The 22,506-nt window shown below is 59.4% G+C and carries 24 protein-coding genes; 15 read left to right on the top strand and 9 right to left on the bottom strand.

Annotated elements, in window-relative coordinates:
* Window positions 1–2: 2 nt before the first annotated feature.
* The gene (gene rpsO / locus BMX80_RS07925; protein WP_071873025.1) at window positions 3–272 is read left to right on the top strand and encodes a 30S ribosomal protein S15; all 270 of its coding nucleotides are present in this window, start codon (window positions 3–5) and stop codon (window positions 270–272) included.
* A gap of 81 nt (window positions 273–353) precedes the next feature.
* Window positions 354–2,459, top strand: a complete 2,106-nt coding sequence (gene pnp, locus BMX80_RS07920) for a polyribonucleotide nucleotidyltransferase (RefSeq protein WP_074867094.1) — start codon at window positions 354–356, stop codon at window positions 2,457–2,459.
* Between the two features lie 336 nt (window positions 2,460–2,795).
* Here the strand turns inward: pnp and BMX80_RS07915 are convergent, their stop codons facing one another.
* From BMX80_RS07915 to BMX80_RS07895, 5 genes are all read right to left on the bottom strand, one after another.
* Complete coding sequence (locus BMX80_RS07915) at window positions 2,796–3,596, bottom strand: Crp/Fnr family transcriptional regulator (RefSeq protein WP_074867092.1); 801 nt, start codon at window positions 3,594–3,596, stop codon at window positions 2,796–2,798.
* 146 nt (window positions 3,597–3,742) lie between these two features.
* On the bottom strand, window positions 3,743–4,006 hold the full coding sequence (locus tag BMX80_RS07910; protein WP_074867091.1) for a TfoX/Sxy family protein: 264 nt from the start codon (window positions 4,004–4,006) through the stop codon (window positions 3,743–3,745).
* Window positions 4,007–4,017: 11 nt separating this feature from the next.
* Window positions 4,018–4,779, bottom strand: a complete 762-nt coding sequence (locus tag BMX80_RS07905) for a class I SAM-dependent methyltransferase (RefSeq protein WP_074867089.1) — start codon at window positions 4,777–4,779, stop codon at window positions 4,018–4,020.
* Window positions 4,779–5,117 carry a pentapeptide repeat-containing protein gene (locus BMX80_RS07900; RefSeq protein WP_071873020.1) on the bottom strand — a complete coding sequence of 113 codons (339 nt, stop codon included), beginning with the start codon at window positions 5,115–5,117 and terminating at the stop codon, window positions 4,779–4,781. The genes BMX80_RS07905 and BMX80_RS07900 overlap by 1 nt, the downstream gene beginning before the upstream one ends.
* 74 nt (window positions 5,118–5,191) lie before the next feature.
* A complete protein-coding gene (locus BMX80_RS07895; protein WP_074867087.1) occupies window positions 5,192–6,754 on the bottom strand; it encodes a bifunctional aminoglycoside phosphotransferase/ATP-binding protein in 1,563 nt (520 codons plus the stop codon).
* Window positions 6,755–6,861: 107 nt separating this feature from the next.
* On the opposite strand from BMX80_RS07895, the gene mrcB reads away from it, so the two are divergent.
* The 4 genes from mrcB to BMX80_RS07875 are packed head-to-tail and all read left to right on the top strand — an operon-like array spanning window position 6,862 to window position 10,593.
* Window positions 6,862–9,177, top strand: a complete 2,316-nt coding sequence (mrcB, locus tag BMX80_RS07890) for a penicillin-binding protein 1B (protein ID WP_083394277.1) — start codon at window positions 6,862–6,864, stop codon at window positions 9,175–9,177.
* Between the two features lie 33 nt (window positions 9,178–9,210).
* Complete coding sequence (locus BMX80_RS07885) at window positions 9,211–9,903, top strand: tetratricopeptide repeat protein (protein ID WP_328586305.1); 693 nt, start codon at window positions 9,211–9,213, stop codon at window positions 9,901–9,903.
* A complete protein-coding gene (locus tag BMX80_RS07880) occupies window positions 9,903–10,244 on the top strand; it encodes a YqcC family protein (protein WP_235821623.1) in 342 nt (113 codons plus the stop codon). The genes BMX80_RS07885 and BMX80_RS07880 overlap by 1 nt, the downstream gene beginning before the upstream one ends.
* Window positions 10,228–10,593 (top strand): VOC family protein, encoded by a 366-nt coding sequence (locus tag BMX80_RS07875; protein WP_074867085.1) that lies wholly within the window; start codon window positions 10,228–10,230, stop codon window positions 10,591–10,593. The genes BMX80_RS07880 and BMX80_RS07875 overlap by 17 nt, the downstream gene beginning before the upstream one ends.
* Before the next feature lie 31 nt (window positions 10,594–10,624).
* Here the strand turns inward: BMX80_RS07875 and BMX80_RS07870 are convergent, their stop codons facing one another.
* The 3 genes from BMX80_RS07870 to BMX80_RS07860 all read right to left on the bottom strand — a co-directional run bounded on the left by BMX80_RS07870 (window position 10,625) and on the right by BMX80_RS07860 (window position 14,650).
* Window positions 10,625–11,800 carry a GGDEF domain-containing protein gene (locus BMX80_RS07870; RefSeq protein WP_074867083.1) on the bottom strand — a complete coding sequence of 392 codons (1,176 nt, stop codon included), beginning with the start codon at window positions 11,798–11,800 and terminating at the stop codon, window positions 10,625–10,627.
* Between the two features lie 73 nt (window positions 11,801–11,873).
* Entirely contained in the window at window positions 11,874–12,281 is a 408-nt protein-coding gene (gene cueR / locus BMX80_RS07865; RefSeq protein ID WP_074867081.1) for a Cu(I)-responsive transcriptional regulator, read from the bottom strand.
* The gene (locus BMX80_RS07860) at window positions 12,278–14,650 is read right to left on the bottom strand and encodes a heavy metal translocating P-type ATPase (protein ID WP_074867080.1); all 2,373 of its coding nucleotides are present in this window, start codon (window positions 14,648–14,650) and stop codon (window positions 12,278–12,280) included. The genes cueR and BMX80_RS07860 overlap by 4 nt, the downstream gene beginning before the upstream one ends.
* Before the next feature lie 117 nt (window positions 14,651–14,767).
* On the opposite strand from BMX80_RS07860, the gene BMX80_RS07855 reads away from it, so the two are divergent.
* Entirely contained in the window at window positions 14,768–14,959 is a 192-nt protein-coding gene (locus BMX80_RS07855) for a heavy-metal-associated domain-containing protein (protein WP_071873014.1), read from the top strand.
* A gap of 34 nt (window positions 14,960–14,993) precedes the next feature.
* On the opposite strand, the gene BMX80_RS07850 is transcribed toward BMX80_RS07855, so the two are convergent.
* Window positions 14,994–15,218: a YgdI/YgdR family lipoprotein gene (locus tag BMX80_RS07850; RefSeq protein ID WP_071873013.1), complete on the bottom strand. Its 225-nt coding sequence runs from the start codon at window positions 15,216–15,218 to the stop codon at window positions 14,994–14,996.
* 172 nt (window positions 15,219–15,390) lie between these two features.
* Between BMX80_RS07850 and moaB the strand changes: the two genes are divergently transcribed.
* From moaB to mobA, 8 genes are all read left to right on the top strand, one after another.
* Window positions 15,391–15,957, top strand: coding sequence for a molybdenum cofactor biosynthesis protein B (gene moaB / locus BMX80_RS07845; RefSeq protein WP_074867078.1), 567 nt, complete (start codon window positions 15,391–15,393; stop codon window positions 15,955–15,957).
* Window positions 15,954–17,192, top strand: a complete 1,239-nt coding sequence (locus BMX80_RS07840) for a molybdopterin molybdotransferase MoeA (RefSeq protein WP_074867076.1) — start codon at window positions 15,954–15,956, stop codon at window positions 17,190–17,192. Before moaB ends, BMX80_RS07840 begins: the two co-directional genes overlap by 4 nt.
* Window positions 17,192–17,884 carry a pseudouridine synthase gene (locus BMX80_RS07835; RefSeq protein WP_074867074.1) on the top strand — a complete coding sequence of 231 codons (693 nt, stop codon included), beginning with the start codon at window positions 17,192–17,194 and terminating at the stop codon, window positions 17,882–17,884. Before BMX80_RS07840 ends, BMX80_RS07835 begins: the two co-directional genes overlap by 1 nt.
* 172 nt (window positions 17,885–18,056) lie before the next feature.
* Window positions 18,057–19,055: a GTP 3',8-cyclase MoaA gene (gene moaA, locus BMX80_RS07830; RefSeq protein ID WP_074867072.1), complete on the top strand. Its 999-nt coding sequence runs from the start codon at window positions 18,057–18,059 to the stop codon at window positions 19,053–19,055.
* Between the two features lie 74 nt (window positions 19,056–19,129).
* A complete protein-coding gene (gene modA / locus BMX80_RS07825; RefSeq protein ID WP_175474890.1) occupies window positions 19,130–19,774 on the top strand; it encodes a molybdate ABC transporter substrate-binding protein in 645 nt (214 codons plus the stop codon).
* Complete coding sequence (gene modB, locus BMX80_RS07820) at window positions 19,761–20,420, top strand: molybdate ABC transporter permease subunit (protein WP_074867068.1); 660 nt, start codon at window positions 19,761–19,763, stop codon at window positions 20,418–20,420. Before modA ends, modB begins: the two co-directional genes overlap by 14 nt.
* A complete protein-coding gene (locus BMX80_RS07815) occupies window positions 20,407–21,417 on the top strand; it encodes a molybdenum ABC transporter ATP-binding protein (protein ID WP_175474889.1) in 1,011 nt (336 codons plus the stop codon). Before modB ends, BMX80_RS07815 begins: the two co-directional genes overlap by 14 nt.
* Window positions 21,410–21,973: a molybdenum cofactor guanylyltransferase MobA gene (gene mobA, locus BMX80_RS07810; protein WP_074867065.1), complete on the top strand. Its 564-nt coding sequence runs from the start codon at window positions 21,410–21,412 to the stop codon at window positions 21,971–21,973. The genes BMX80_RS07815 and mobA overlap by 8 nt, the downstream gene beginning before the upstream one ends.
* Window positions 21,974–22,506: the final 533 nt, after the last annotated feature.

Below are 22,506 nucleotides of genomic sequence, written 5' to 3'. Positions count from 1 at the left end.
TCATGGCACTGAGTGTTGAAGAAAAAGCGCAAATCGTTAACGACTACAAGCAAGCTGAAGGCGACACCGGTTCTCCGGAAGTACAAGTTGCCCTGTTGACGTTCAACATCAACAAGCTGCAAGGCCACTTCAAGGCAAACGCCAAGGATCACCACTCCCGTCGTGGTCTGATCCGTATGGTTAACCAGCGTCGTAAGCTGCTGGATTACCTGAAGTCCAAGGACGTAGCTCGTTACAGCGCTCTGATCGGCCGTTTGGGCCTGCGCCGTTAATGGCTTTGGACATGGCCCGGGTCGATACCCGGGCCATGCCCCTTTTTTCCCCAAGGACAAAACAAAGAAGGTAAAGACACCGTGAATCCGGTTACCAAATCATTCCAATTCGGTCAGCAGACCGTCACCCTCGAAACCGGGCGTATCGCTCGTCAGGCCTCCGGCGCTGTGCTGGTTAACATGGGTGGAGTCAGTGTGCTGGTGACCGTAGTCGGTGCCAAGCAAGCTGATCCGGGCAAGGGCTTCTTCCCGCTGTCCGTGCACTATCAAGAAAAAACCTACGCCGCTGGCCGTATTCCCGGCGGTTTCTTCAAGCGTGAAGGCCGTCCTTCCGAGAAGGAAACCCTGACCTCGCGTCTGATCGACCGTCCGATCCGCCCGCTGTTCCCAGAAGGCTTCCTTAACGAAGTGCAGGTGGTCTGTACCGTTGTTTCCACCGACAAGACTCAGGATCCGGACATCGCGGCGATGATCGGTACCTCTGCTGCGCTGGCAATTTCTGGCCTGCCGTTTGATGGCCCGATCGGTGCTGCGCGCGTTGGCTTCAGCCACGACAAAGGCTACGTGCTGAACCCCAGCTATGCCGAGCTGCAAGATTCGCTGCTGGACATGGTGGTGGCCGGTACTAGCGATGCAGTGCTGATGGTTGAATCCGAAGCGCAAGAGCTGACCGAAGACCAAATGCTGGGCGCTGTGCTGTTCGCTCACGAAGAACTGCAAAGCGTGATCAACGCCGTTAAAGAACTGGCTGCTGAAGCCGGTAAGCCGCGTTGGGAATGGCAAGCTGCTGCCGCTAACACTGCTCTGCAGAACCAGCTGAAAGCCGAGTTCGGCAATGCGGTTTCTGAGGCTTACACCATCACCGTTAAGCAAGACCGTTACGCGCGTCTGGGCGAACTGCGTGATGCAGCGGTTGCTGCACTGTCTGGCGACGAAGAAGGCAAGCCTTCTGCCGGTGAAGTGAAAGACGCCTTCGGTGAGCTGGAATACCGCACCGTGCGCGAGAACATCGTTAACGGCAAGCCGCGTATCGACGGCCGTGACGCGCGCACTGTACGTCCGCTGCAGATCGAAGTCGGCGTGCTGGGCAAAACCCACGGTTCTGCGCTGTTCACCCGTGGCGAAACGCAGGCGCTGGTTGTCGCTACTCTGGGTACCGCGCGTGATGCGCAGCTGCTTGACACCCTGGAAGGCGAGCGTCGTGACAGCTTCATGCTGCACTACAACTTCCCTCCCTACTCGGTAGGTGAGTGTGGCCGTATGGGCGGCGCTGGCCGTCGTGAGATCGGTCATGGCCGTTTGGCGCGTCGTGGCGTGCAGGCTATGTTGCCGAAGGGTGACGAGTTCCCTTACACCGTGCGCGTGGTATCGGAAATCACCGAATCTAACGGTTCCTCGTCGATGGCCTCGGTGTGTGGCGCGTCGCTGGCGCTGATGGACGCTGGTGTACCGATGAAAGCACCGGTGGCTGGTATCGCCATGGGCTTGGTGAAGGAAGGCGACAAGTTTGCCGTTCTGACCGACATCCTGGGTGACGAAGACCACCTGGGCGACATGGACTTCAAAGTAGCCGGTACCGACAAAGGTGTGACCGCGCTGCAGATGGACATCAAGATCAACGGTATCACCGAAGAGATCATGGAAATCGCTCTGAATCAGGCGCTGGAAGCGCGTCTGAACATTCTCGGTCAGATGAACAAGGTGATCAGCGGTTCGCGTACCGAGCTGTCGGAAAACGCTCCGACTATGGTTGCCCTGAAGATTGATCCGGAGAAAATCCGTGACGTCATCGGTAAAGGTGGCGCGACCATTCGCGGTATCTGTGAAGAAACCAAAGCGTCGATCGATATCGAAGACGACGGCAGCGTGAAAATCTTTGGTGACACCAAAGAAGCTGCTGAAGCCGCTAAGGCGCGCGTACTGGCGATCACTGCCGAAGCCGAAGTGGGCAAGATCTACGAAGGCAAGGTTGAGCGTATCGTTGATTTCGGTGCGTTCGTGAACATCCTGCCGGGCAAAGACGGCTTGGTGCACATTTCGCAAATCAGCGACAAGCGCATCGAGAAAGTCACCGACGTGCTGCAAGAAGGTCAGATGGTTAAAGTATTGGTGCTGGACGTGGACAACCGCGGCCGTATCAAGCTGTCCATCAAGGACGTCGCTTCGGCGGAAAACTCCGGCGTTTAATCACGCTTGAGTAACACAAAGGCTCCTTCGGGGGCCTTTGTTGTTTCTGGGTGATGACAATTTATTCAGCGGGGCTTGGCAAATTTCAGGCAAAAAAAGGCCCGGCAAATTGCCGGGCCAAACCGTGATTAGCCTGATGAGGAGATAAGCTGAGAGCCTGATACATGGCTGACTTTCAGATTATCCAATCTGGTCGAGGACCAGATGTGCAAATAATAACAATTATCATTTGCGAGTCAACCGCTTTTACGCATTTTTTTCATAGTGCCGCTGATGGGTTTCCCGCAAGCAGAAAAAAGCCCGCCAAGAAAGCGGGCTTTGTATCAATCGGGCTGCTTAGTTTTCGCCAATCTGACGACGCAGCGCGGTGATTTCTTTGTTCATTAAGTCAATACGCCGCGCCATGCCTTCAATCAGGCTGTGGGCAATGCGCGGATTGCTGTTCATCAGGCCCAAGAACTGCTCTTTGGGGATGACCATCACCGTGCACGGCTCGCTGGCAATCACAGTAGCGGTGCGCTTCTCTTGGGTGAACACGGCCATGGCGCCGAAGATCTCATCTTTATGCACGTCGCCCACTTTCATGCCGTTTACAAAGGCTTCGGCGTGGCCTTCGATGATCACGAACACATGCTCGGCATCGTCGCCTTCGTGGATCAGCTCTTCGCCAGCGGCGTAGTACTGAAAGCCCGTATTGGGACGAATATCTGGCAGTTTAGTGCGGGCGAAGGCATCCGACAGCAGTGCGGCTTGGCCGATCAGGTATTGGGTAAACAACTCTTGGCGCTGTTCGTCGGCGTGAATGTGCTTGAACACTTCGGCGCGCGGGTAGGGCTGCAGAGCCAGAGGCTCGTCACTGCTGTATTGCCAGTGCGGCAGATCGCTACCTTGGCGCAGACCCAGGAGATCGCCTTCTTGCAGGTAAAACAGCGGGCGGCCATCAATGCCGGCGTGCAGTAAGCCGTCTTTGATCAAATACAGGTTGTCGCCGTGCAGTTGCTCGCTGAGGTTGCCGATGTGCTCTAGCTGCAGCACTGGCTCGGTAGCGGCCAAACCTTGCAGGAACTGCTCAGGCAGTGTCTGCAGGCGGGCAATCAGTTGATCAACATAGGTGGGTTGCTCACCAAGCACATACATGGACGTACTTCCTTCTCAAACAGCATGATGCGTGACGTGTACCGACGAGGCCAAAGCCCTGTTGCTCACAATAGGGGGGCAAGCGCAGGAGAACAATGTCGCATGTGCCACGCTGTGATGGAATCTGTGAAATGGCGCAAATTTTTTCAATGGGCTTGCGCATGATCCAGTTGAGCCAATAGGGCTTCCTTGTGGGTCTCGGAGAGGTTATTCCACGGTACGTTAAGCAGTGCTCCCTCGATGGCGTAGAGCAGCACTTTGCTGGCACGAAAGCCACGCGACTTCACCGCTTGGTAAGCGGCAATACTGCCCAGTTTGCGTAGCTCGTCGGGGCTGTGAATGCCGCTGGCGTGCAGCCACTGCACCGAGGTTTTGCCGAGGTTTTTCATCTCCAACAGTTCGTCTTGCATAGGCAGTACCTTCATGTGGCGGGCCAGTCTGGACTACCCAGCAGGAGGGTGATGGGCCAGTCAAGTGCTAGACGTGGCGACTCCTGCGGCCAGCAGGCCTCTAGTTGCGCGGCCAGTTGTGGCAGCGGATCTCCCTGTTGCTGGCGGTACTGCGCGGTGGCCGACCAGCTACTGATATAGCCTAGCAGCTCACTGGGCAGCCAGTAGCGGCTGATGCCAAGTGCGGGGGCTGGGCGATGGGCAAAGGGGAAGGGCACGTCGCGGTAGCCATTGACGACATGCTCGCGACCAGCAGGCCAATAGGGGCCCAACAGTTGGTCGTGGGTGCTGCGCAGCCATGCGTTTACCTTGGCGTTGGCGCACACCGGTAAGCCGTAACTCCAGGCGCAAAAGATGCCTTGTGGGCGCAGCACGCGGCGCACCTCTTGATAGAAGGTTGGCGTGGCAAACCAGTGCAGGCCTTGCGCCACGCTGACTAAATCGACGCTGTGGCTGCTCACTGGCAGTGCTTCGGCAGGGCTTTGAAAGTACAGCACTGGGCTGTGCTCGGGGCTTAGTTGCAGGCTGGCAAAACTGAGATCGCAGGCCAGCACTTGCTGAAAATAAGTTGGCCACACTTCACTGGCTTGGCCACTGCCACAGGCAATATCGAGAACGCGCTCATGCTGCCGACACTGCTGCGCGACCCAGCGGAACAGTTCGGCAGGGTAGTCGGGGCGATAGCGCTGATAATCGCCGGGGTTTTGCGCAAACAGCGCGGCCGCTTGGCTCATCAGCGATAGCGCAGGCGGGTGCCGTGGTTGACCGACATCAGCACTTCTTCGGCAGATAGCTCTTTGGGGAAGTACGTGCCGGAGATTTGCGCATGCGCCAGGCTCGCGCCTTCTAGATTGGTGCGGCGGAAGTCGATGCCGCGCAAGTCGGCGCCGCGAAAGTACGCGTCGGCAAAGCTCACGCCGTCGACTTCGATGCCGCGCAGGTCGGCACCGCGAAAGTCGCCGCCGGATAAGTCCACGGGATGATGGTTTTTGCGCTGCTCGTTGAACTCTTTGATTTTTTCGTTGTGCAGCAGCTGGTAGAGCGGATGGTCAATTGGGTGTGGCGCGCGCATGGCAGTCTCCAGTCAAGGCCTGACTGAAGTATAGAAGCTCGCCAGCGGCTTGCTGGCGAGCTGCATCGTTGCGCTTAGAGGCTGGGGTAACGCTGGCGAATGCGTTTGACCAGTGAGGCAATGCTGCTGGCGTCGTGGGTGTCGATAAACTTGGCCAGTTGTTGCTCGTCGCTGGTCAGTGGTTCGCGGCTGGCTTGCTGCGCGCGCATCACCTCAAGGCTGGCATCGGACGGATCGTCACCTTGTGCGCGGCGTTCTTCCAGCCACTGGGCGATGACTTCGTCCGGAGCTTGGCAGTCGAGAATCAGCAGCGGTGCGGCGTGATCTTCGGCCACATCGGCGGCGCCTTGGCGCTGTGCTTGTTTCAGGTACGTGGCGTCGAGCAAGGGCGAGAAACCGGCTTCTAGCACTTGCGCGGCTAAACCGTGCAGATGTGCATAGGTTTTGCTGCTGGCCTCTGCGTTATAGATGCCGCTGCCGATTTGCCCTTCGTGGCTGGCATCTTGCTCGCCGAATAGGCGTTTGCGCTCGACGTCGGAGCGAATGCGAATGGCGCCCAGTTGCTCTACCAAGGTGAGGCCTACGGTGCTTTTGCCCACGCCCGATACGCCATGGGTGATGGCGACAAAGCGTGAGGGAATGGCGCTGTAGCTTTCCGCCAAATTGGCGTAGCTGCGGTAGCGGGTGAAGCACTGGCCGCGCGCCGCGTCATCCGGCGCATGGGCTAAGCCAAACAGGGCGATCTTGGCGCGTACTAAGGCGCGGTAGGCGGTGTAGAACGGCAGTACGGCGAGGCCGGAATAATCGCCGGTCAGCTCCAGATACTGGCTGAGCAGTAAGTTGGCCAAGCCTTGTTGCTGGCGGTCTTGCAGGTCCATCACCAAGAACGCGATATCGGCCATCACATCGGTGCAGCGGAACGGTTGGTTGAATTCGATGCAGTCAAACAGCGCCACTTGGCCGTCGATCACCGCCGCGTTGGCGAGGTGAATATCGCCGTGGCATTCACGCACAAAGCCCTGCGCTTTACGCGCAGCGAGCACGGGCTCAAGCCGCGCGAAGCTGTCTTCGGCCCAGGCTTTCAGCTGCTCAAGCTGGCGCTTGTCGGCGTTGGTTTCTAGAAACGGTGCGATCTGCTCGAAGTTTTGCAGCACCGGCTCCATCACTACCGCCGGGGAGCCAAACGGCTCGCTGGCCGGCACGCTGGGGGTGGTTTGGTGGAACTGCGCAATTTGTTCGGCCAGCTCGCGAATGTGCTGGCTGGTCAGGTTGCCTGCGGCCAGCAAGCGATCAAGCAGTTGGCCCTGCGGGAACTGGCGCATCTTGAGCAGGTATTCAAAGGCCTCGCCAGTACCGCCGATGACCGGTGCGCTTTCGCTGCCGCTGATCGGGAGCACGTCAAGGTATAGGCCTTGGGTCAGGCGCTGGTTTAGGCGCAGCTCTTCGCGGCAAAAGTGCTCGCGGTCGCTTAATTGGGTGAAGTTTAAAAAGCCAAAATCCACCGGCTTTTTAATTTTGTAGGCGTACGGCCCTGTGAGCAGAACCCACGAAATATGCGTTTCGATCAGTTCAAAGCGCTCTACCGGGTGCGGATAAAGGGCGGGATTCTGCAGGGCTTGCAGCAGGGCCTGGCTCACGGTGTGTCCTTGGGTTATGGGCTTTGCAGGGGCGTCATTATGGCGGTTATGCCGCAGTGAGGAAACCTAGCTATTTTGCCAAGGCAAAGCCCGTATAATGCCGGCCCATGACTCGATCCTCTTCTTCTCGTAAACGCCGCCAAGCGGGCCCGTCGCTACTGCGCCGCCTGCTGGGCTTAGGCTTTAAACTCGCGCTGGTTGGCCTTGTGCTGCTGATCGGCGTGGCGATTTATTTTGATGGTGTGGTGCAGGAGAAATTCTCCGGCAAGCGCTGGACCATTCCTGCCAAGGTGTATGCACGGCCGCTGGAGCTGTTCGTCGGCCAGAAGCTTAAACGCGATGACTTGCTCACTGAGCTAGACGCCTTGGGTTATCGACGTGCCAGCCAAGCCTCGGGGCCGGGATTGATCTCGGTGGCCGGCAGCGCGGTCGAGCTGCACAGCCGTGGCTTTACCTTTTATGAAGGGGTGGAGCCTGCCCAGCGCATTCGCGTGACTTTCTCCGGCGATTACGTCACTAGCCTGACCCGTGCCGGCAGCACTCTGCCGGTGGCGCGGCTAGAGCCCATGCTGATCGGCGGGATTTACCCGGCGCATAACGAAGACCGTATTTTGGTGCGCTTGGATGAGGTGCCGCAGTTCTTGACCGACGCGCTGATTGCCGTGGAAGACCGCGACTTCTACGACCACTTCGGCATTTCGCCCAAAGGCATTGCGCGAGCCATGTGGGTGAACTTGACCGCCGGCGAAATGCGCCAAGGCGGCAGTACGCTCACCCAGCAGTTGGTGAAGAACTTCTACTTAACCAACGAGCGCTCGTTGGTGCGTAAAGCTCGCGAAGCCATTATGGCGCCGCTGTTGGAGTTGCATTACAGCAAGCAAGAAATCCTCGAGGCGTACCTTAACGAGGTGTTCTTGGGCCAAGATGGCCGCCGTGCTATTCATGGTTTTGGCTTGGCCAGTCAGTACTTTTTCTCTCAGCCGGTGAACGAGCTGAAGCTGCACCAAGTGGCGCTGCTGGTCGGCATGGTCAAAGGCCCGTCTTATTACAACCCGCGTCGTCATCCTGAGCGTGCCTTGGCGCGGCGCAACTTAGTGCTCGATTTGCTCGCCGAGCAAAACTTCGCTGCCCCCGAGGTGATCGAGAAGGCCAAGCAATTACCGCTGGGCGTCACCGCGCAGGGTAGCTTGGCCAATACCTCGCACCCGGCGTTGCTGGATTTGATCAAACGCCAGCTGCGTGAGGATTACCGCGAAGAAGACTTAACGGGAGAAGGCCTGCGGGTGTTCACCAGCTTCGACCCGATTCTGCAGAAGAAAGCCGAAGCCGCGCTGGCGGAAACCTTCGCGCGCTTTAAAGGCCGTACCGGCATTGATCAGGTGGAAGCGGCCATGGTGGTGGCCAACCCGGAAACCGGCGAACTGCAAGCCTTGCTCGGCAGCCGTAAGCCACGCTTTGCTGGGTTTAACCGTGCGCTGGATGCCAAGCGGCCGATTGGCTCGCTGGTAAAACCGGCGATTTACTTAACCGCCTTAGAGCGCCCCAGTCAGTACACCTTAACCAGCTTGATTGAAGATCAATCGTTCGAGGTTAAAGGCGCCGATGGCAAAGTCTGGCGGCCGAAAAACTACGACGGGCAGCCGCACGGCACCTTGTTCCTGTATCAAGCCTTGGCCAACTCCTACAACTTATCCACTGCGCGGTTGGGCTTGGATATGGGCGTGCCGCAGGTGCTGAAAACCATCGAGCGTTTAGGCGTGGAGACCGATTGGCCGGCGTATCCGTCTATGCTGCTCGGCGCGGGGGCGATGACGCCCTTGGAAGTTGCGACCATGTACCAAACCATCGCCAATGGCGGCTTTAACACGCCGCTGCGGGTGATTCGCAGTGTGCTGGATGCCAACGGTCAGCCGCTCAAGCGTTATCCGTTCCAGTTGCAGCAGCGTTTTGATCCCGGTGCCATTTACCTGCTGCAACAAGCCATGCAGCGCGCCATGCGTGAAGGCACCGGTCGCTCGGCGTATGCGCAGCTGCCCGGCAGCATTAACGTGGCGGGTAAAACCGGTACCACTAACGATGGCCGCGACAGTTGGTTTGCCGGCTTCGGCCAAGACTTGCTGGCCGTGGTGTGGATGGGCCGCGATGACAACGGCAAGGCCGGTTTGACCGGCGCCAGTGGCTCGCTGCAACTGTGGAGCCGCTTTATGGCGGCGGCTGGGCCAAGTTCGTTAAGTGCGCCGCCGCCGGATAATATCGTCACAGCGTGGGTCGACTCGCGTAATGGCCTAGGCTCTGAAGCCAGTTGCCCCGGCGCGGTGCAAATGCCCTATATTCGCGGCAGCGAGCCGGCACAAGGCGTACGCTGTACACCGGAGAACCCGGTGAATCAGGTCATGGATTGGGTTAAAGGCTGGCTGGAATAACCACGCTAGCCCTAAAAAGGTGAGAGGACGTTCGTGAACAAATCAATGATGTCGTTGCTGGCGCTAACCGTGTTGTTAGCCGGTTGTGCCAGCAATCAGCGTGGCGCCGTGCCCGTGGTAGATGCCGGGCAGACCGTGCAGCAGGGTGATAGTTACGGCCAGCACAGCGCTGCCAGTGCCCCGCAAGCCCAGCCGCAAGACAGTGGTGTGGTGGTGATGGTGCCGAATGCGCCGCAGAGCAGCCAGCCGATTCAAGTCTCGCCTGCCGGTGATTCTGGCTTTGTGCCGCCAGCTGACAGTGGCTGGACACCGCCCGCCGCTAGCCCCATGACTAGCCCTGCGCCGATGGCTGCGCCGCAAAGCAGCCAGCCGCTGAGTACCTCGCTGGCCGGTGACGAACAACTGGCCGGCCCCGTGCTGGCGCTGTTGACCACCGCCAAGCAGCAAGAAGGCTCGGGCGATTTAGGCGGCGCCGCTGCCAGCCTTGAGCGCGCCCAGCGCATTGCCCCGCGTGAGCCGCAGGTGCTGTATCACTTAGGTCGGGTGAACTTGGCCCAAGGCAATGCCGCGCAAGCCGAGCAGTTTGCTCGTCAGGGTTTGGCCTATGCGCAGGGCCGCCCAGCGTTACAGGCCGAACTGTGGAACCTGATTGCCAATGCCCGTGAACGCCAAGGCGATGCCGCTGGCGCTGCCGCCGCGCGGCAAAATGTCCGGGTGCCGATGTAATGCCAGTGGATGAGCGTTTGCTGGCGATTGCCGATCAGCTGCTGCTCTTGGAGCACGAGTTGCGCCGTCTACAGCTGTGGCGTGACACGCCGCCGACCGAGCAAGAGCTCAGCAGCCAGCAGCCGTTTTGTGTCGATACGTTAAGTTTCGATCAATGGCTGCAATGGCTGTTTTTGCCGCGCCTGCAGCAGATGGTTGCCGAGGGCAAGGTGTTTAGCGGTAAGTCAGCCATGCGCAGCATGGGCGAAGTGGTGTGGCGTGAGCGCATGGTCGAAGCGCGCCCGCTATTGGATGTGTTGGGCAAGTTGGATGGCCTGATCAGTTATGGACAACTTAAATAGCGTCGAACTTAAAGCCTTTGTACCGGCCAAAGATTTCGCCTTAAGCAAACAGTTCTATCAGGACGTCGGCTTTGTTATGGCGTCTGATGGGGATGGCGTCGCTTACTTTCATCACGGCCAGTGCAGCTTTCTGCTGCAAGATTATTTTCCGCCTACCTTGGCCGATAACCTGATGCTGCACTGGCTGGTCGAAGATGTCGCCGCTTGGCATCAGCTGCTGACGCGCAAGGCGGTGGCAGCAACCTATCAGGTCAAGATGACCGACATCGTCGAGCAACCGTGGGGCATGCGCGAGTTCTTCCTGTATGACCCCAGCGGGGTGCTGTGGCGCATTGCGCAAAATATCTAAGCGGCGCTCGCTGCGGCGCTGCGGCGCTGAGTCAGTAGCCGTGGCGCTTTAGCACCGCTTGGTTGCGGCCATTTTCTTTCGCCAGATACAGGGCTACGTCAGCCAAGCGCTGCGCTTCTTCATTGGGAATATGCGGGCGCGGGGTTAAGTAGGCGATGCCAATACTGATGGTCACCACTTGGGCGGCATCAGATTGCGGGTGGGCCATGTGCAGTTGTTCCACACCACGGCGCAGGTCTTCGGCAATCTCGCGGATGGCCATTTCGCTGACGTTGAACCACAAGCCAATGAACTCTTCGCCGCCATAACGGGCCACCACATCCAGCGGGCGCTTGGCGTGTTCGGCCAGTACGCCGGCGACTTTCTTTAACGCTTCATCGCCGGCACTGTGGCCAAAGTGGTCGTTGTAGCGCTTGAAGAAGTCCACATCGATCATCATCACCGCTACCGGCACTTGTTCGCGACTGGCTTGGCGCCAACTGCGTTCGGTGTATTCGTTAAACGCACGGCGGTTGAGCAGGCCGGTGAGGCCGTCTTTCTCGGCCAAATCTTGCAGCAAGCCTTGGGCGAGAAAGTTCTCCCGCGAGGCGTATTCAAGGAAGTAACAGCCCACCGAGCCAATCACGTTGGCGGTGGCGAGAAAGAAACAGTTAAAAATCAGCGTCTCAGCCGGCATGCCCATCAAGAGTTCCATGCTCAGGTAGGCCAAGAATGTCAGCCAGCCGCACACAGAGGCGGCGACAAAGCGCAGCCCAGCGAGAAAATAAAAGAACACGATGACCAGAATCAGCCCTTCATAGGGCAGCGGGAAGTCGTGCGCTCGCGCGGTGCCAACAATCGCCACCACGCCAAGGCCGGCAGCTAAAGCGCAGAAACCGCCAATTAATTGCAGGTGTTTCACTAGGCGTTCGTGGTAGGTGCTCCACCACGTGAGCAAGAGCATCGGCACGATTAGGCCAAGGCGCAAAAGCACCACAGGATTGCGCACTTCGCTGGGCATGGTCAGGGCGTCGAGCAGGGCGAACATGCCCATCAAGAACACGGCAACCAGCAAGGCCCAGCGAATGCGGATGAGGTAAACGTCGGTGTGATAACGGTCGAACGCACGCTCCATATCGGCGTAAAAACGCAGCAAACGGAAGCCGTCCTTGTGTTGGCGCAGGTAGGGGGAGTCCTGATTCACCCAGTCAAGATGCGGTAGTTTCAAAGCAGATTCTCATTGTTGTTAGCGCCAGTTTAGGTGCTATTGGCGTGCTCGGCGAATCATAGCGGCGCGGTGCTCAAGGTTGCACAGCATTATCGTTGCCGGCGAGTGCATCGAGGATCGGGCATTCGGGCCGCTCATCGCCGTGGCAGCAGTGGGTGAGCTGCTCCAAGCTGGCTTTCAGCTGCTGTAGTTCGGTGATGCGCTGTTCCAGTTCGACGATATGCGTCTTGGCGAGCTGTTTAACCTCGGCGCTGGCGCGCGCTTGGTCGTCCCACAGGGCCAGCAGGCGGCTGACTTCGTCTAACGAAAACCCCAGTTCGCGGGCGCGATGAATAAAGCGCAGACGGCGCAAGTCGCTGGCTTGGTAGTGGCGATAGCCGTTGTCGCTGCGTTGCGCCTGCGGCAGTAGCCCGTAGTTTTCGTAGTAGCGGATCATCTTGCGCGATAGGCCCGACTTGGCCGCCGCTTCGCCGATATTCATTGTGCAGTCTCCTTCAGGTTCGGCTGCCAGCGTTTGAGCAGCAGGGCATTACCTACGACACACAAGCTCGAGGCCGCCATCGCCGCTCCGGCGAGCATGGGGTTGAGCAAGCCAAAGGCGGCCAGCGGTAAGCCGATCACGTTATAGATAAACGCCCAAAACAGGTTCTGGCGAATTTTGCGGTAGGTGCGGCGGGCGATATCCAGCGCGGCGGGCACTAAGCGCGGGTCGCCGCGCATTAAGGTGATACCGGCAGTTTGCATGGCCACATCGCTGCCTTCGCCCATCGCGAGGCTCACGTCGGCGGCGGCGAGTGCGGGGGCATCATTAATGCCATCGCCCACCATCGCCACATGCCGGCCTTGCTCGCGCAGTTGATTGACCAGCGCGGCTTTGTCGGCGGGCAGTACTTCGGCATGCCAGCTATCGAGCTGTAACTGCTTGGCGAGGGCGCCGACGCTGCCGCGGTTGTCGCCGCTGATCAGCACCCGTTGAATGCCGTCGTGTTGCAGCTGCGCCAGTGCCTGCGGGGTGCCCGTCTTAATGGCATCGCCAAAGGCCAGCATGGCGAGTACCTGTTGGGCGTTGACGTCGATCAGCCACGACACGCTGCGCCCTTGGCTCTGTTCGTTGTTGCGCGCAGCGGCGAGTTCGCCGTGCAGCGGTTGGCCCTCAGGCAGCAAGCGATCACTACCCAGCTGCAACAACAGCCCATCCACCGCGCCTTGCGCGCCTTTGCCCGGTAGCGCCTGCACGTCTCTGCTGGGCAATAGGGCGATGTTTTGTGCTTTGGCTGCGGCTAACACTGCGCGGGCTAAGGGGTGTTCGCTACCGTGCTGCAAGCTGGCGGCCAGTTGTAAAACGCGGCTTTGCTCGCCGTTGAAGCTGTGTAAAGCCAACAGCTGCGGCTTGCCTTGGGTGAGGGTGCCGGTTTTATCGAAGGCCACGCAGTCCACCGCTTTGGCGCTTTCTAAGATGCGCGCATCGCGAATCAGAATGCCGTGGCGCGCGGCGCTGCCGGTGCCCACCATGATCGCCGCCGGTGTGGCCAAGCCCAAGGCGCAGGGGCAGGCAATCACCAGTACGCTGACCGCGTTAATCAGTGCGACCTCCAGCGGGCTGCCCACCGCCAGCCAGCCGAGTAAGGTCAGCAGCGCCAACACCAAGACCAGCGGCACGAACACCGCGCTGATGCGGTCGACCAATTTTTGAATCGGTGCCTTGGCTGCTTGCGCTTGCTCGACCAAGGCGATGATGCGGGCGAGCAGGGTATCGCCACCCAGCGCGGTGACTTCTAGAGTGAGCACGCCTTCACCGTTGATGCTGCCGGCGCTTAACGTGGCGCCGGTGCTGCGCGCCACCGGCAGTGGCTCGCCGGTGAGCATGGATTCATCCACATGGCTGCTGCCGCTGACGATACGGCCATCCACCGGCACGCTGGCGCCGGGTTGCAGCAATAGCTGATCGCCCAAGGCGAGTTGGCTTAATGGCACGCGCTCGCTGTTGCCATCGGCGGTCAAGCGTAGCGCGCTGTCGGGGCGTAAGGCTTGCAGGGCAAGAATCGCCTCGCGGGTGCTGTGCTTGGCGCGTTCTTCCAAATACTTACCGAGCAGCACCAGGGTAATCACCACACTGCTGGCCTCGAAATACAGTACCGGCATGCCTTCTTGCACCGCCCAGTGGTACAGCGACAGGCCGTAAGCGGCGCTGGTGCCGAGGGCTACCAGCACATCCATATTGGCGCTGCGGGCTTTAAGCGCGGCCCACGCGGCACGGTAAAAACGTGCACCCCCGGCAAATTGCACGGGCGTGGCGAGAAGAAATTGCAGTACAGCCGGCAGCATCCAATGCCCGCCGCCCAGCTCGAAAAACATCGGTACAACCAATGGCAGGCTGAGTAGGGCGCAGAGGATTAACAGCCACGGCGTGCTTTGTGCGCTGGCCTGCTTTTGTTCGGTGTCGATCAGCGTGGCGGGGTAGCCGGCGCTTTTGAACGCAGCCAGCAGGGCCTCGCTACTGTGCTCGGCCAACCAAGTGACATGCGCTTGATTGCTCGCCAAATTAACGCTCACTGCCAGCACGCCGGGCACGGCGAGCAGGGCTTTCTCAATGCGCGCCACGCAACTGGCGCAGCTCATGCCGCTCACGGCAAAGGCCGCGCTTTGCTGGCGCAGTTGGTAGCCGGCGTGTTCGATGGCCTGTTGCAGCGCGGCGCTATCCACCATGCCGGTGAGTTCTAGCTGCGCTTGGGCGCTAACGGCATTGACGCTGGCGCTGTGCACGCCGCTGACCTTGAGCAGGGCGTTTTCCACCCGTTTGGCACAGCTGGCGCAGGTCATGCCGTCGATGGGGAGTGTCAGTGCGCTCATGGTGTTGTCCTCAGATCATCCATGCGTCGAGTTTCAAGCTTAACCTTACGGCAAGGTCAAGCCTGCGCTGTCGATGGCTCTGAACTAGTCTGTGGGTAGGCTTGAGGAGATAACCCGATGCAGACATTGAACGTGGTGGGCATGACCTGTGCGCATTGTGTCAGCGCCATTAAAGCGGCCATTCAGGCGCAGGATGCCGAGGCTAAGGTCGAGGTCGATTTAGACAGCGGACGAGTACAAGTAGACAGTGTGCTGAGTGCCGCCGTGCTGCGCGCACTGATTACTGAGGCAGGGTATGTGGTGAGTTAGCAGGCGCAGGGTGGCCGCGCCTGCTGGGCAGTGCTTAGTCGCCGCACTGAATAATTTGATTCACCTCTTCAGCACGAATTTGCCCTTCGCGGCCTTCGCTGTCTTCGTACTTTAAGGTGTTGGTGTCTTCGTCCAGCTTAGGTTTGCCTTGGGTCATGATGGCGTTACCGCTCTTAGTCGTCATGACATACGGTGAGCTACAGCCAGCCAGTAAGGTGGCGGCAGCCAGCAAAGCGGTGAGTGGAAGAATGCGACGCATGGTTTCTCTCCTTAGTAGTTTTCCCTGCTCGTTCAAACTAGCCCGGCACAACGGCTATTGCCAATGTGAATATCAAACCGCGCAAATCTTGACCTGCGGCAGCTGAGTTAGCAGGATGCGCGGCATACTGCGGCCAACCCCCGCAACCTAATGCATAACCAAGAGGTGCCCCATGAGCCGTGGCAGTCAGACTTTTGTACCGCTGAATGTGGCTGTACTTACCGTCAGCGATACCCGTGATTTCCCCGAGGACACCTCTGGGCAGCTGCTTGTCGACAAACTCACCGAGGCCGGCCACGTGCTGGCCGACCGCGTGTTGGTGCGCGATGACGTGTACCAAATTCGCTCGGTGGTTTCGCAGTGGATTGCCAATCCGCAGGTGCATGCCGTGCTGATCACCGGTGGCACCGGCTTTACCACCCGCGACAGCACGCCAGAGGCGGTCATGCCGCTGTTGGATAAACACGTCGAAGGCTTTGGCGAGCTGTTCCGTCAGGTGTCTTATGAAGAAATTGGCACCTCCACCGTGCAGTCGCGTGCGCTGGCGGGCTTGGCCAATTTCACCCTGATCTGCTGCGTGCCGGGCTCGACCAACGCCTGCCGCACCGCGTGGACGCGCATCATTGCCGAGCAGTTAGACGCCCGTCATCGCCCGTGCAACTTCGTCGGCCTGCTGACGCAAAAGCCGCAGGCCGATCAAGGCGTGCGCCGCTTGGATAATTGCGGGCCGCGCGAATGAGTGATGGCGATTGCTGCGCACGCGGCGCCTTGCAGCCCGTCGAGCAGGCGCTAGCGCAACTGCGTGAGCGCGCCGCAGCGCTGGCTGCGCAGCGTGCTACCCAGCGAATGAGTTTGTTGGCGGCGCTCAATCGCGTCTTGGCCGACGATGTGATCTCGGCCATCGATGTGCCGCAAGCCGACAACAGCGCGATGGATGGCTACGCCGTGCGCGCTGCCGATACTTCAGGTGGCGAGCCGCTGCCGGTAAGCCAGCGGATTACCGCCGGGCATATCGGTACTGAGCTAGCGCCGGGTACGTGCGCGCGCATCTTCACCGGCGCAGAAATCCCGCCCGGGGCCGATTGCGTGGTGATGCAAGAAGACGCCGAAGTGCTGGCCGATGGCCGCGTGCGTTTGCCCGCCAGCGAGCGCGGCAACAACGTGCGCCCGCAGGGGCAAGATATCCGCCAAGGCAGCGTGCTGCTGAGTGCGGGTCGTCGTTTGCGCGTCGCCGATTTAGGTTTGCTGGCCTCGGTGGGTATCGCCGAGGTCGAGGTGTATGTGCCGCTGCGCGTGGCAATTGTCTCCAGCGGCGATGAGCTGCTCGAACCCGGTCAGCCGCTGGCGCCGGGCAAGCTGTTTAACAGCAACCGCTACACCTTGCAGGGCGTGCTGGCGGGGTTTGATTTTCAGCTGATCGACGGCGGCATTCTGCCCGATGAGCACGCCGCCAGCGTACAGCGCTTGGGTGAGCTAGCGGCGCAGTGTGATGTGCTGATCTCCAGCGGTGGCGTGTCGGTGGGTGAAGAAGATCACCTCAAAGCTGCGCTGCAAACCCACGGCGAACTTTTACTCTGGAAGCTAGCCATTAAGCCTGGCAAGCCACTGGCCTTTGGTCAGCTGGGCGAGGCGGCGTATTTAGGCTTGCCGGGTAACCCCGTGGCGGTGTTAGTCACCGCCTTGGTGGTGGCGCTGCCGTTTATGCGTTGGTTGGAAGGGGAGCATTATCAACTCCCTGTGCCGCAGCTGTTGCCTTACCCCAGTGCGCGCCGCGCCGGTAAACGCCGCGAATACCTGCGTGTGCAGCGCGTCGATGTCGACGGCCAAGCGCGCTTGCTGCCGTTTGCCAATCAAAGCTCCGGCGTACTTAGCTCGGTGAGTTGGGCGCAAGGCTTGGCGTGGCAAGAGGTGGGGCAGAGTGTGGCGGCGGGCGACTGTCTGCCCTATGTCAGCTTCGCCGACTGGTTGGCCTGATGCGTTTGGATCGGCTGCTGGCTAACCAGTCGCAGTACAGTCGTAAACAGGTGCGCGAGCTATTACGCGCTGGCGTGGTGCAGGTCAATGGCGCGGTGTGCCACGATGGCACGCAAGCTATCGACCGCTTTGCCGAGGTCGCCATTGGCACGCAGGTGGTGCGTGCCGGGCGTGCGGCGCACTATTTTATGCTGCACAAGCCCGCCGGCTGCGTGAGCGCCACCGCCGACAATGAACACACCACCGTGTTGGACTTCTTCCCCGAGGCGCTGCGCAGCGAACTGCATATCGCCGGTCGGCTCGACTTAACCAGCACCGGCCTGATGCTGCTGACCAACGATGGTCTGTGGTCGCGGCGTTTAACCTTGCCGGGGCAGCGCTTGGGCAAGGTGTACCGAGTGCGTACCGAGCAGCCGATCAGCGCCGAAACTGCCGAGGTGTTCGCGCGCGGCATTTATTTTGCCTTCGAAAACCGCACTACCTTGCCCGCCGAGCTGGAACTGCTCGGCAGTCACGAGGCGCGCCTCACCCTGCACGAGGGGCGTTACCATCAGGTCAAGCGAATGTTTGGCCATTTGCGTAATAAAGTGCTCAGCCTGCACCGTGAACAAATGGGTATGCTGCACTTAGACCCTGAATTAAAGCCGGGGCAATGGCGTGCGCTGAGCGCCGCAGAAATCGCTAGCGTGTAATACATGGCCGCGCCGAGGGTCTGTTGTGTGACAGGCTCTTGATCTAGCGCAAGGGCGCGGTTGGCCGCTGGTCTACAGTGGCAACAGTGGTATCCAACGGCCGATTGAGTAGGCTGAAAAAGTAAACGCGTTGCTCGGCATGTCGCAGCGCACCGTAAAAAAGAGGCCGGATGTGAGCACAAGCCTGCTGCAAGACAGCTTTGCCCGCCAAGTAGAGTACCTGCGCATCTCCGTGACAGATCGCTGCGATTTTCGCTGCGTGTACTGCATGGCTGAAGACATGCAGTTTTTGCCGCGTCAGCAAGTACTTAGCCTCGAAGAAATCGAAACCCTGGCGCGCACCTTCGTTAGCCTTGGGGTGAAAAAGATTCGCTTAACCGGCGGCGAGCCGTTGGTGCGCCGTGGTGTGGTCCAATTGTGCGAGCGCATTGCCGCGCTGCCGGGCCTGCGTGAGCTGGTGATGACCACCAATGGCTCGCAGCTGATCCGCTACGCCAAGCCGCTGGCGCAGGCCGGGTTGAAGCGTCTGAATATCAGCCTCGATAGCCTAAACGCGGAAAAATTCCGCCAGATCACCCGCACCGGTGATCTGCAGCAAGTGCTTGATGGCATCGACGCCGCGCGTGAAGCCGGCTTTGCGCGCATCAAACTTAATGCAGTGATCATGAAGGGCCGCAACGATGAAGAAGTCCTCAATCTGGTCGATTACGCCGTGGCGCGTGAGCTGGACTTAACCTTTATTGAAGAAATGCCGCTGGGCGCGATCAACGAACACAGCCGAGCCGAGGCCTTTTGCTCCAGCGCCGAAGTCCGCGAGATCATTAGCCAGCGTTATGACTTGCTGGAGTCCACCGAGTCGACCCAAGGCCCGTCGCGTTACTGGCGCATTCAAGGTGTGGCCAACTCCCGTCTTGGTTTTATCTCGCCCCACAGCCATAACTTCTGCGCCACCTGTAATCGCGTGCGCTTAACTGCCGAAGGGCGCTTGCTGCTGTGCTTGGGTAACGAACATTCGGCGGATTTAAAAGCCGTGCTGCGCCGCCATCCCGGTGATGAAGTACGCTTGCGCGAAGCGATCTTCGAGGCCATGGCGCGCAAGCCGTGGTCGCATGACTTCCGTGTGAGCGATGACGTGCAAGTGGTGCGCTTTATGAACATGACCGGGGGTTAATCTTGTCACCCGTTTGGTCGCGCCTACTGCTGGTGCTGTGTTGTTTGTCCCCTGCTGTTTTCGCCGAAACGCCTTTGCGTGTTGCGGTCGCGGCGAATTTTTTACCCACTGCTGAAGTGCTACGCGCTGAGTTTGGTGCCGAGCGCATGACCCTGCACCCCGGTGCAACCGGGCAGTTGTATGCGCAAATTAGCCAAGGTGCGCCGTTTGACGTGTTTTTAAGCGCCGATCAAACCACCGCGCAGCGCTTGTATGACGAAGGCAAGGCGCTCACGGCCCCGCAAACCTATGCCATTGGCCGCTTGGCGCTGTGGACGCCCGGGCAGCCGGCACCGGAGTTCAGTCAGTTAGCGGGCTTTGCTCGTTTGGTCATGGCCGACCCTAAGCTGGCCCCCTACGGCGCCGCAGCCTTGAGTTGCGTGCAGCGCTTAGTCCCAACATGGCAAGGCCAATGGCTCAAAGGTACCTCCGTGGCACAGGCGCACCAGATGCTCATCAGTGGTGCTGCGCCGGCCGGGTTTGTCGCGTGGTCGCAAGTGCTTACAGCGCCTGAGGCCGAAGTGCGCCTGCTGCCTGAGACGTGCCATGCGCCGCTGATCCAACAGGCGGTATTGCTTAAGCGCCCGGCGCCACATCCGGCGGCGCAGGCTTTCTGGGACTTCTTATTCAGCCCTACAGCGCGTCAGCAGATTGCTGCAGGTGGCTATGCTGCACCCTGATGACTGGCAAGCGCTGGCGTTAACGCTGCAACTGGCGGCGCTCAGTACGGTTTTGCTCTTGCTGCTGGGTACTCCGCTCGCGTGGTGGCTGGCGCAAGGGCAGGGCCGTGGCCGCGCGCTGATCCAAACGCTAGTGGCCTTGCCCTTGGTGTTGCCGCCCACTGTGCTGGGTTTTTATTTATTACTCTTAATGGCGCCAAGCGGCCCGCTGGTAGCGCTGGGCTTGCCGATGCTGGCGTTTAGTTTTAGCGGTTTGGTGCTGGCCTCAGTGCTGTATTCGTTACCCTTTGTGGTGCAGCCGCTCACCGCAGCGTTTCGCGCGCTGGATCGCGACTGGTTAGAACTGGCCTACACCCTGCGCGCCAACCGCTGGCAATGCTGGCGCGAAATCATTCTGCCGCTGACTCGACCGGCGTTTATTACCGCCGCAGTGTTGGCTTTCGCACATACCTTGGGTGAGTTCGGTGTGGTGCTGATGATTGGCGGCAGTATTCCCGGCGAAACCGAGGTGCTCTCGGTGGCCTTGTTCCGCCATGTGGAAAGTTTGGATTACGCCCGCGCCCACCAATTGGCCGCCGTGCTATTGGGCATGAGCTTGATCGCGCTGTTTATTGCCTACCGGGGTGATCGCCGTGTTGCGCTGTGATTTTCGCCTCACTCGCGGCAGTTTTGCTCTGAGCTTCAATACGGAGCTGACGCCGGGGATCACCGCGCTCTGGGGTGACAGCGGTGCCGGCAAAACCAGCGTGCTGCGCGCCTTGGCCGGGCTTGATTCTGTTGCTGGGGTTATTCCACGCAGCGCGGTGGGCTATGCCCCGCAGGGCGCGCGGCTCTTTCCTCACTTAACCGTGCTAGAGAATCTGCGCTTTGGCTTGCGCCGTGTGGCTGTGCAAGACCGCTGGTGCGCCGAAGCTGAGGTCATCGAGCAGCTAGGCTTGGCCGCTTGGCTGCCGCGTAAACCGCATGAACTGTCTGGCGGTCAGCAGCAGCGCGTAGCGCTGGGCCGCGCCTTGTTAAATCAAGCACCGTTACTGCTGCTGGACGAGCCGTTTTCCGCCTTGGATGGCGCAACTCGCGAGCGGTTGGGGCATTGGCTGCGTGACGTGGTGCAGCAGCATCGGCTCACTTGCCTGCTGGTCAGCCATGATCGTGATGAAGTCCTGCAGTTGGCCGATCGCCTCATCTGGCTGCAACAAGGGCGCGTCACCCAGCAGGGCGAAGCGTTGACATTGGCAGCCGACTGGGCAGGGCCTTTTGCAGATCAGCAAGCCTGCTCGGTACTGCCTGCACGGCTACAGCCAGAGCGCGCCGAGCATGGCTTGGTACCAGCACAGTGTGCCGGCGGTACCTTGTGGCTGGCGCAGCCGTCAGTGGCGATCAGTGAGGCGCGTTTACTGATCCATGCGCGTGATGTGGCGCTGAGTCTCGAACCTTTGCCGTCCGCTTCCATTCAAAACACTTTGCCGGTGCAGGTAGAAAGCTGGCGCGAACTGAATGCAAGTAGTGTGCTGGTGCGCTTACGCTGTGGCGACTATGCGCTGTGGTCGCAAATTACCCGCCGCGCCCTTAATCAGCTGAATTTGCAGCCCGGTCAGCACGTGCACGCCTTGATTAAAGCCGTGGCTATGGTGCGACATGGTTGAGTGGCCTTCATATAGCGCGGCGGTGTTGGCAGGCGGTAAAGCGCAGCGCATGGGCGGCGTCGATAAAGGCTTGCTCGACTGGCACGGCCAGCCGTTGGTGGAGTGGGTGCGACAAGCGCTTGGCGAGCCGCAAGCCTGGCTGGTCAGCGCCAATCGTAATCAAGCGCACTACGCCGCACTCGGCTGGCAAGTGGTTGAAGACCCCGCTTTGGCCGGTGTCGAGCCCTTCGCTGGGCCGCTATTGGGGTTATTAGCACTGCTGCGGGCTTGTCCAACCCCGTGGCTGTTGGTCAGCCCTTGCGATACGCCTGATCTGCCGGCTGACTTTGCCCAGCGCTTAATCGGTGCTGGCGCCCAAGTGGTGTGTGCAACCGATGGCGAGCGTATCCATCCTTTGCACTTATGGCTGCCAACACAGCTTGCAGATTCGCTCGAAGCCTATCTGCGCAGCGGCGAGCGTCGCGTTATGGGTTGGGTAATGGCGCAACAGCCAGCCTTGGTCAGCTTTGCGGATCAGCCGCAAAGCCTGCGTAACCTCAATAGCCTGCCGGGCTGACCAACGGCCTTGCGTGGTCTAATCCAGAAACTAATCTTAAAAAACTCGCAAAAAACAGTTGACCGCAAAAATGCCGTCCCTATAATGCGCCCCACTTCGCAGCGAGTCGTAACTGATTGACTTAGTTAAGGTTTTTGCGAGGTGAGGCGGCAATAGGAGCTGTCCTGAGGGTTTTCTAGCTCGCTTCGGTGAGGCGTGAAAAGGCTCGAAAATGAGGTGTTGACACAGAGCTTGCTCAGTGTAGAATGCGCCTCCCGCTGACGAAGCCGGCTTTAACGAGTGGCTTTTTTAAGTGGCTGAATCGAAAGAAAAAATTCTTCGAAACAGTGCTTGACAGCGAAATGAGGTGCTGTAGAATGCGCCCTCGGTTAAGCGAGCTGCTTAGCCAAATTGCTCTTTAACAACCTGAATCAAGCAATTCGTGTGGGTGCTTACGATGAATGATGATCGCATGATTATCAGTAAGAGTAAGTAACTCTGTGAATTCACAATGAGTTTATTTGCGATTACTGAGCCAAGTTTAGGGTTTTCTC

It is taken from the genome of Atopomonas hussainii (genome assembly GCF_900109735.1).
Lineage (GTDB): Bacteria > Pseudomonadota > Gammaproteobacteria > Pseudomonadales > Pseudomonadaceae > Atopomonas > Atopomonas hussainii.
Note: the sequence above shows the minus strand (reverse complement) of the source record. Positions and strands in the feature narration are given on the sequence as shown.

What these genes read in the sequence shown, in the direction of transcription:
- rpsO (WP_071873025.1), top strand. Translation starts at nt 3, where the DNA reads ATGGCACTGAGTGTTGAAGAAAAAGCGCAAATCGTTAACGACTACAAG.
- BMX80_RS07915 (WP_074867092.1), bottom strand. Translation starts at nt 3,596, where the DNA reads ATGTATGTGCTTGGTGAGCAACCCACCTATGTTGATCAACTGATTGCC.
- BMX80_RS07910 (WP_074867091.1), bottom strand. Translation starts at nt 4,006, where the DNA reads ATGCAAGACGAACTGTTGGAGATGAAAAACCTCGGCAAAACCTCGGTG.
- BMX80_RS07905 (WP_074867089.1), bottom strand. Translation starts at nt 4,779, where the DNA reads ATGAGCCAAGCGGCCGCGCTGTTTGCGCAAAACCCCGGCGATTATCAG.
- BMX80_RS07900 (WP_071873020.1), bottom strand. Translation starts at nt 5,117, where the DNA reads ATGCGCGCGCCACACCCAATTGACCATCCGCTCTACCAGCTGCTGCAC.
- mrcB (WP_083394277.1), top strand. Translation starts at nt 6,862, where the DNA reads ATGACTCGATCCTCTTCTTCTCGTAAACGCCGCCAAGCGGGCCCGTCG.
- BMX80_RS07880 (WP_235821623.1), top strand. Translation starts at nt 9,903, where the DNA reads ATGCCAGTGGATGAGCGTTTGCTGGCGATTGCCGATCAGCTGCTGCTC.
- BMX80_RS07875 (WP_074867085.1), top strand. Translation starts at nt 10,228, where the DNA reads ATGGACAACTTAAATAGCGTCGAACTTAAAGCCTTTGTACCGGCCAAA.
- cueR (WP_074867081.1), bottom strand. Translation starts at nt 12,281, where the DNA reads ATGAATATCGGCGAAGCGGCGGCCAAGTCGGGCCTATCGCGCAAGATG.
- BMX80_RS07860 (WP_074867080.1), bottom strand. Translation starts at nt 14,650, where the DNA reads ATGAGCGCACTGACACTCCCCATCGACGGCATGACCTGCGCCAGCTGT.
- BMX80_RS07855 (WP_071873014.1), top strand. Translation starts at nt 14,768, where the DNA reads ATGCAGACATTGAACGTGGTGGGCATGACCTGTGCGCATTGTGTCAGC.
- BMX80_RS07850 (WP_071873013.1), bottom strand. Translation starts at nt 15,218, where the DNA reads ATGCGTCGCATTCTTCCACTCACCGCTTTGCTGGCTGCCGCCACCTTA.
- moaB (WP_074867078.1), top strand. Translation starts at nt 15,391, where the DNA reads ATGAGCCGTGGCAGTCAGACTTTTGTACCGCTGAATGTGGCTGTACTT.
- BMX80_RS07840 (WP_074867076.1), top strand. Translation starts at nt 15,954, where the DNA reads ATGAGTGATGGCGATTGCTGCGCACGCGGCGCCTTGCAGCCCGTCGAG.
- BMX80_RS07835 (WP_074867074.1), top strand. Translation starts at nt 17,192, where the DNA reads ATGCGTTTGGATCGGCTGCTGGCTAACCAGTCGCAGTACAGTCGTAAA.
- modB (WP_074867068.1), top strand. Translation starts at nt 19,761, where the DNA reads ATGCTGCACCCTGATGACTGGCAAGCGCTGGCGTTAACGCTGCAACTG.
- mobA (WP_074867065.1), top strand. Translation starts at nt 21,410, where the DNA reads ATGGTTGAGTGGCCTTCATATAGCGCGGCGGTGTTGGCAGGCGGTAAA.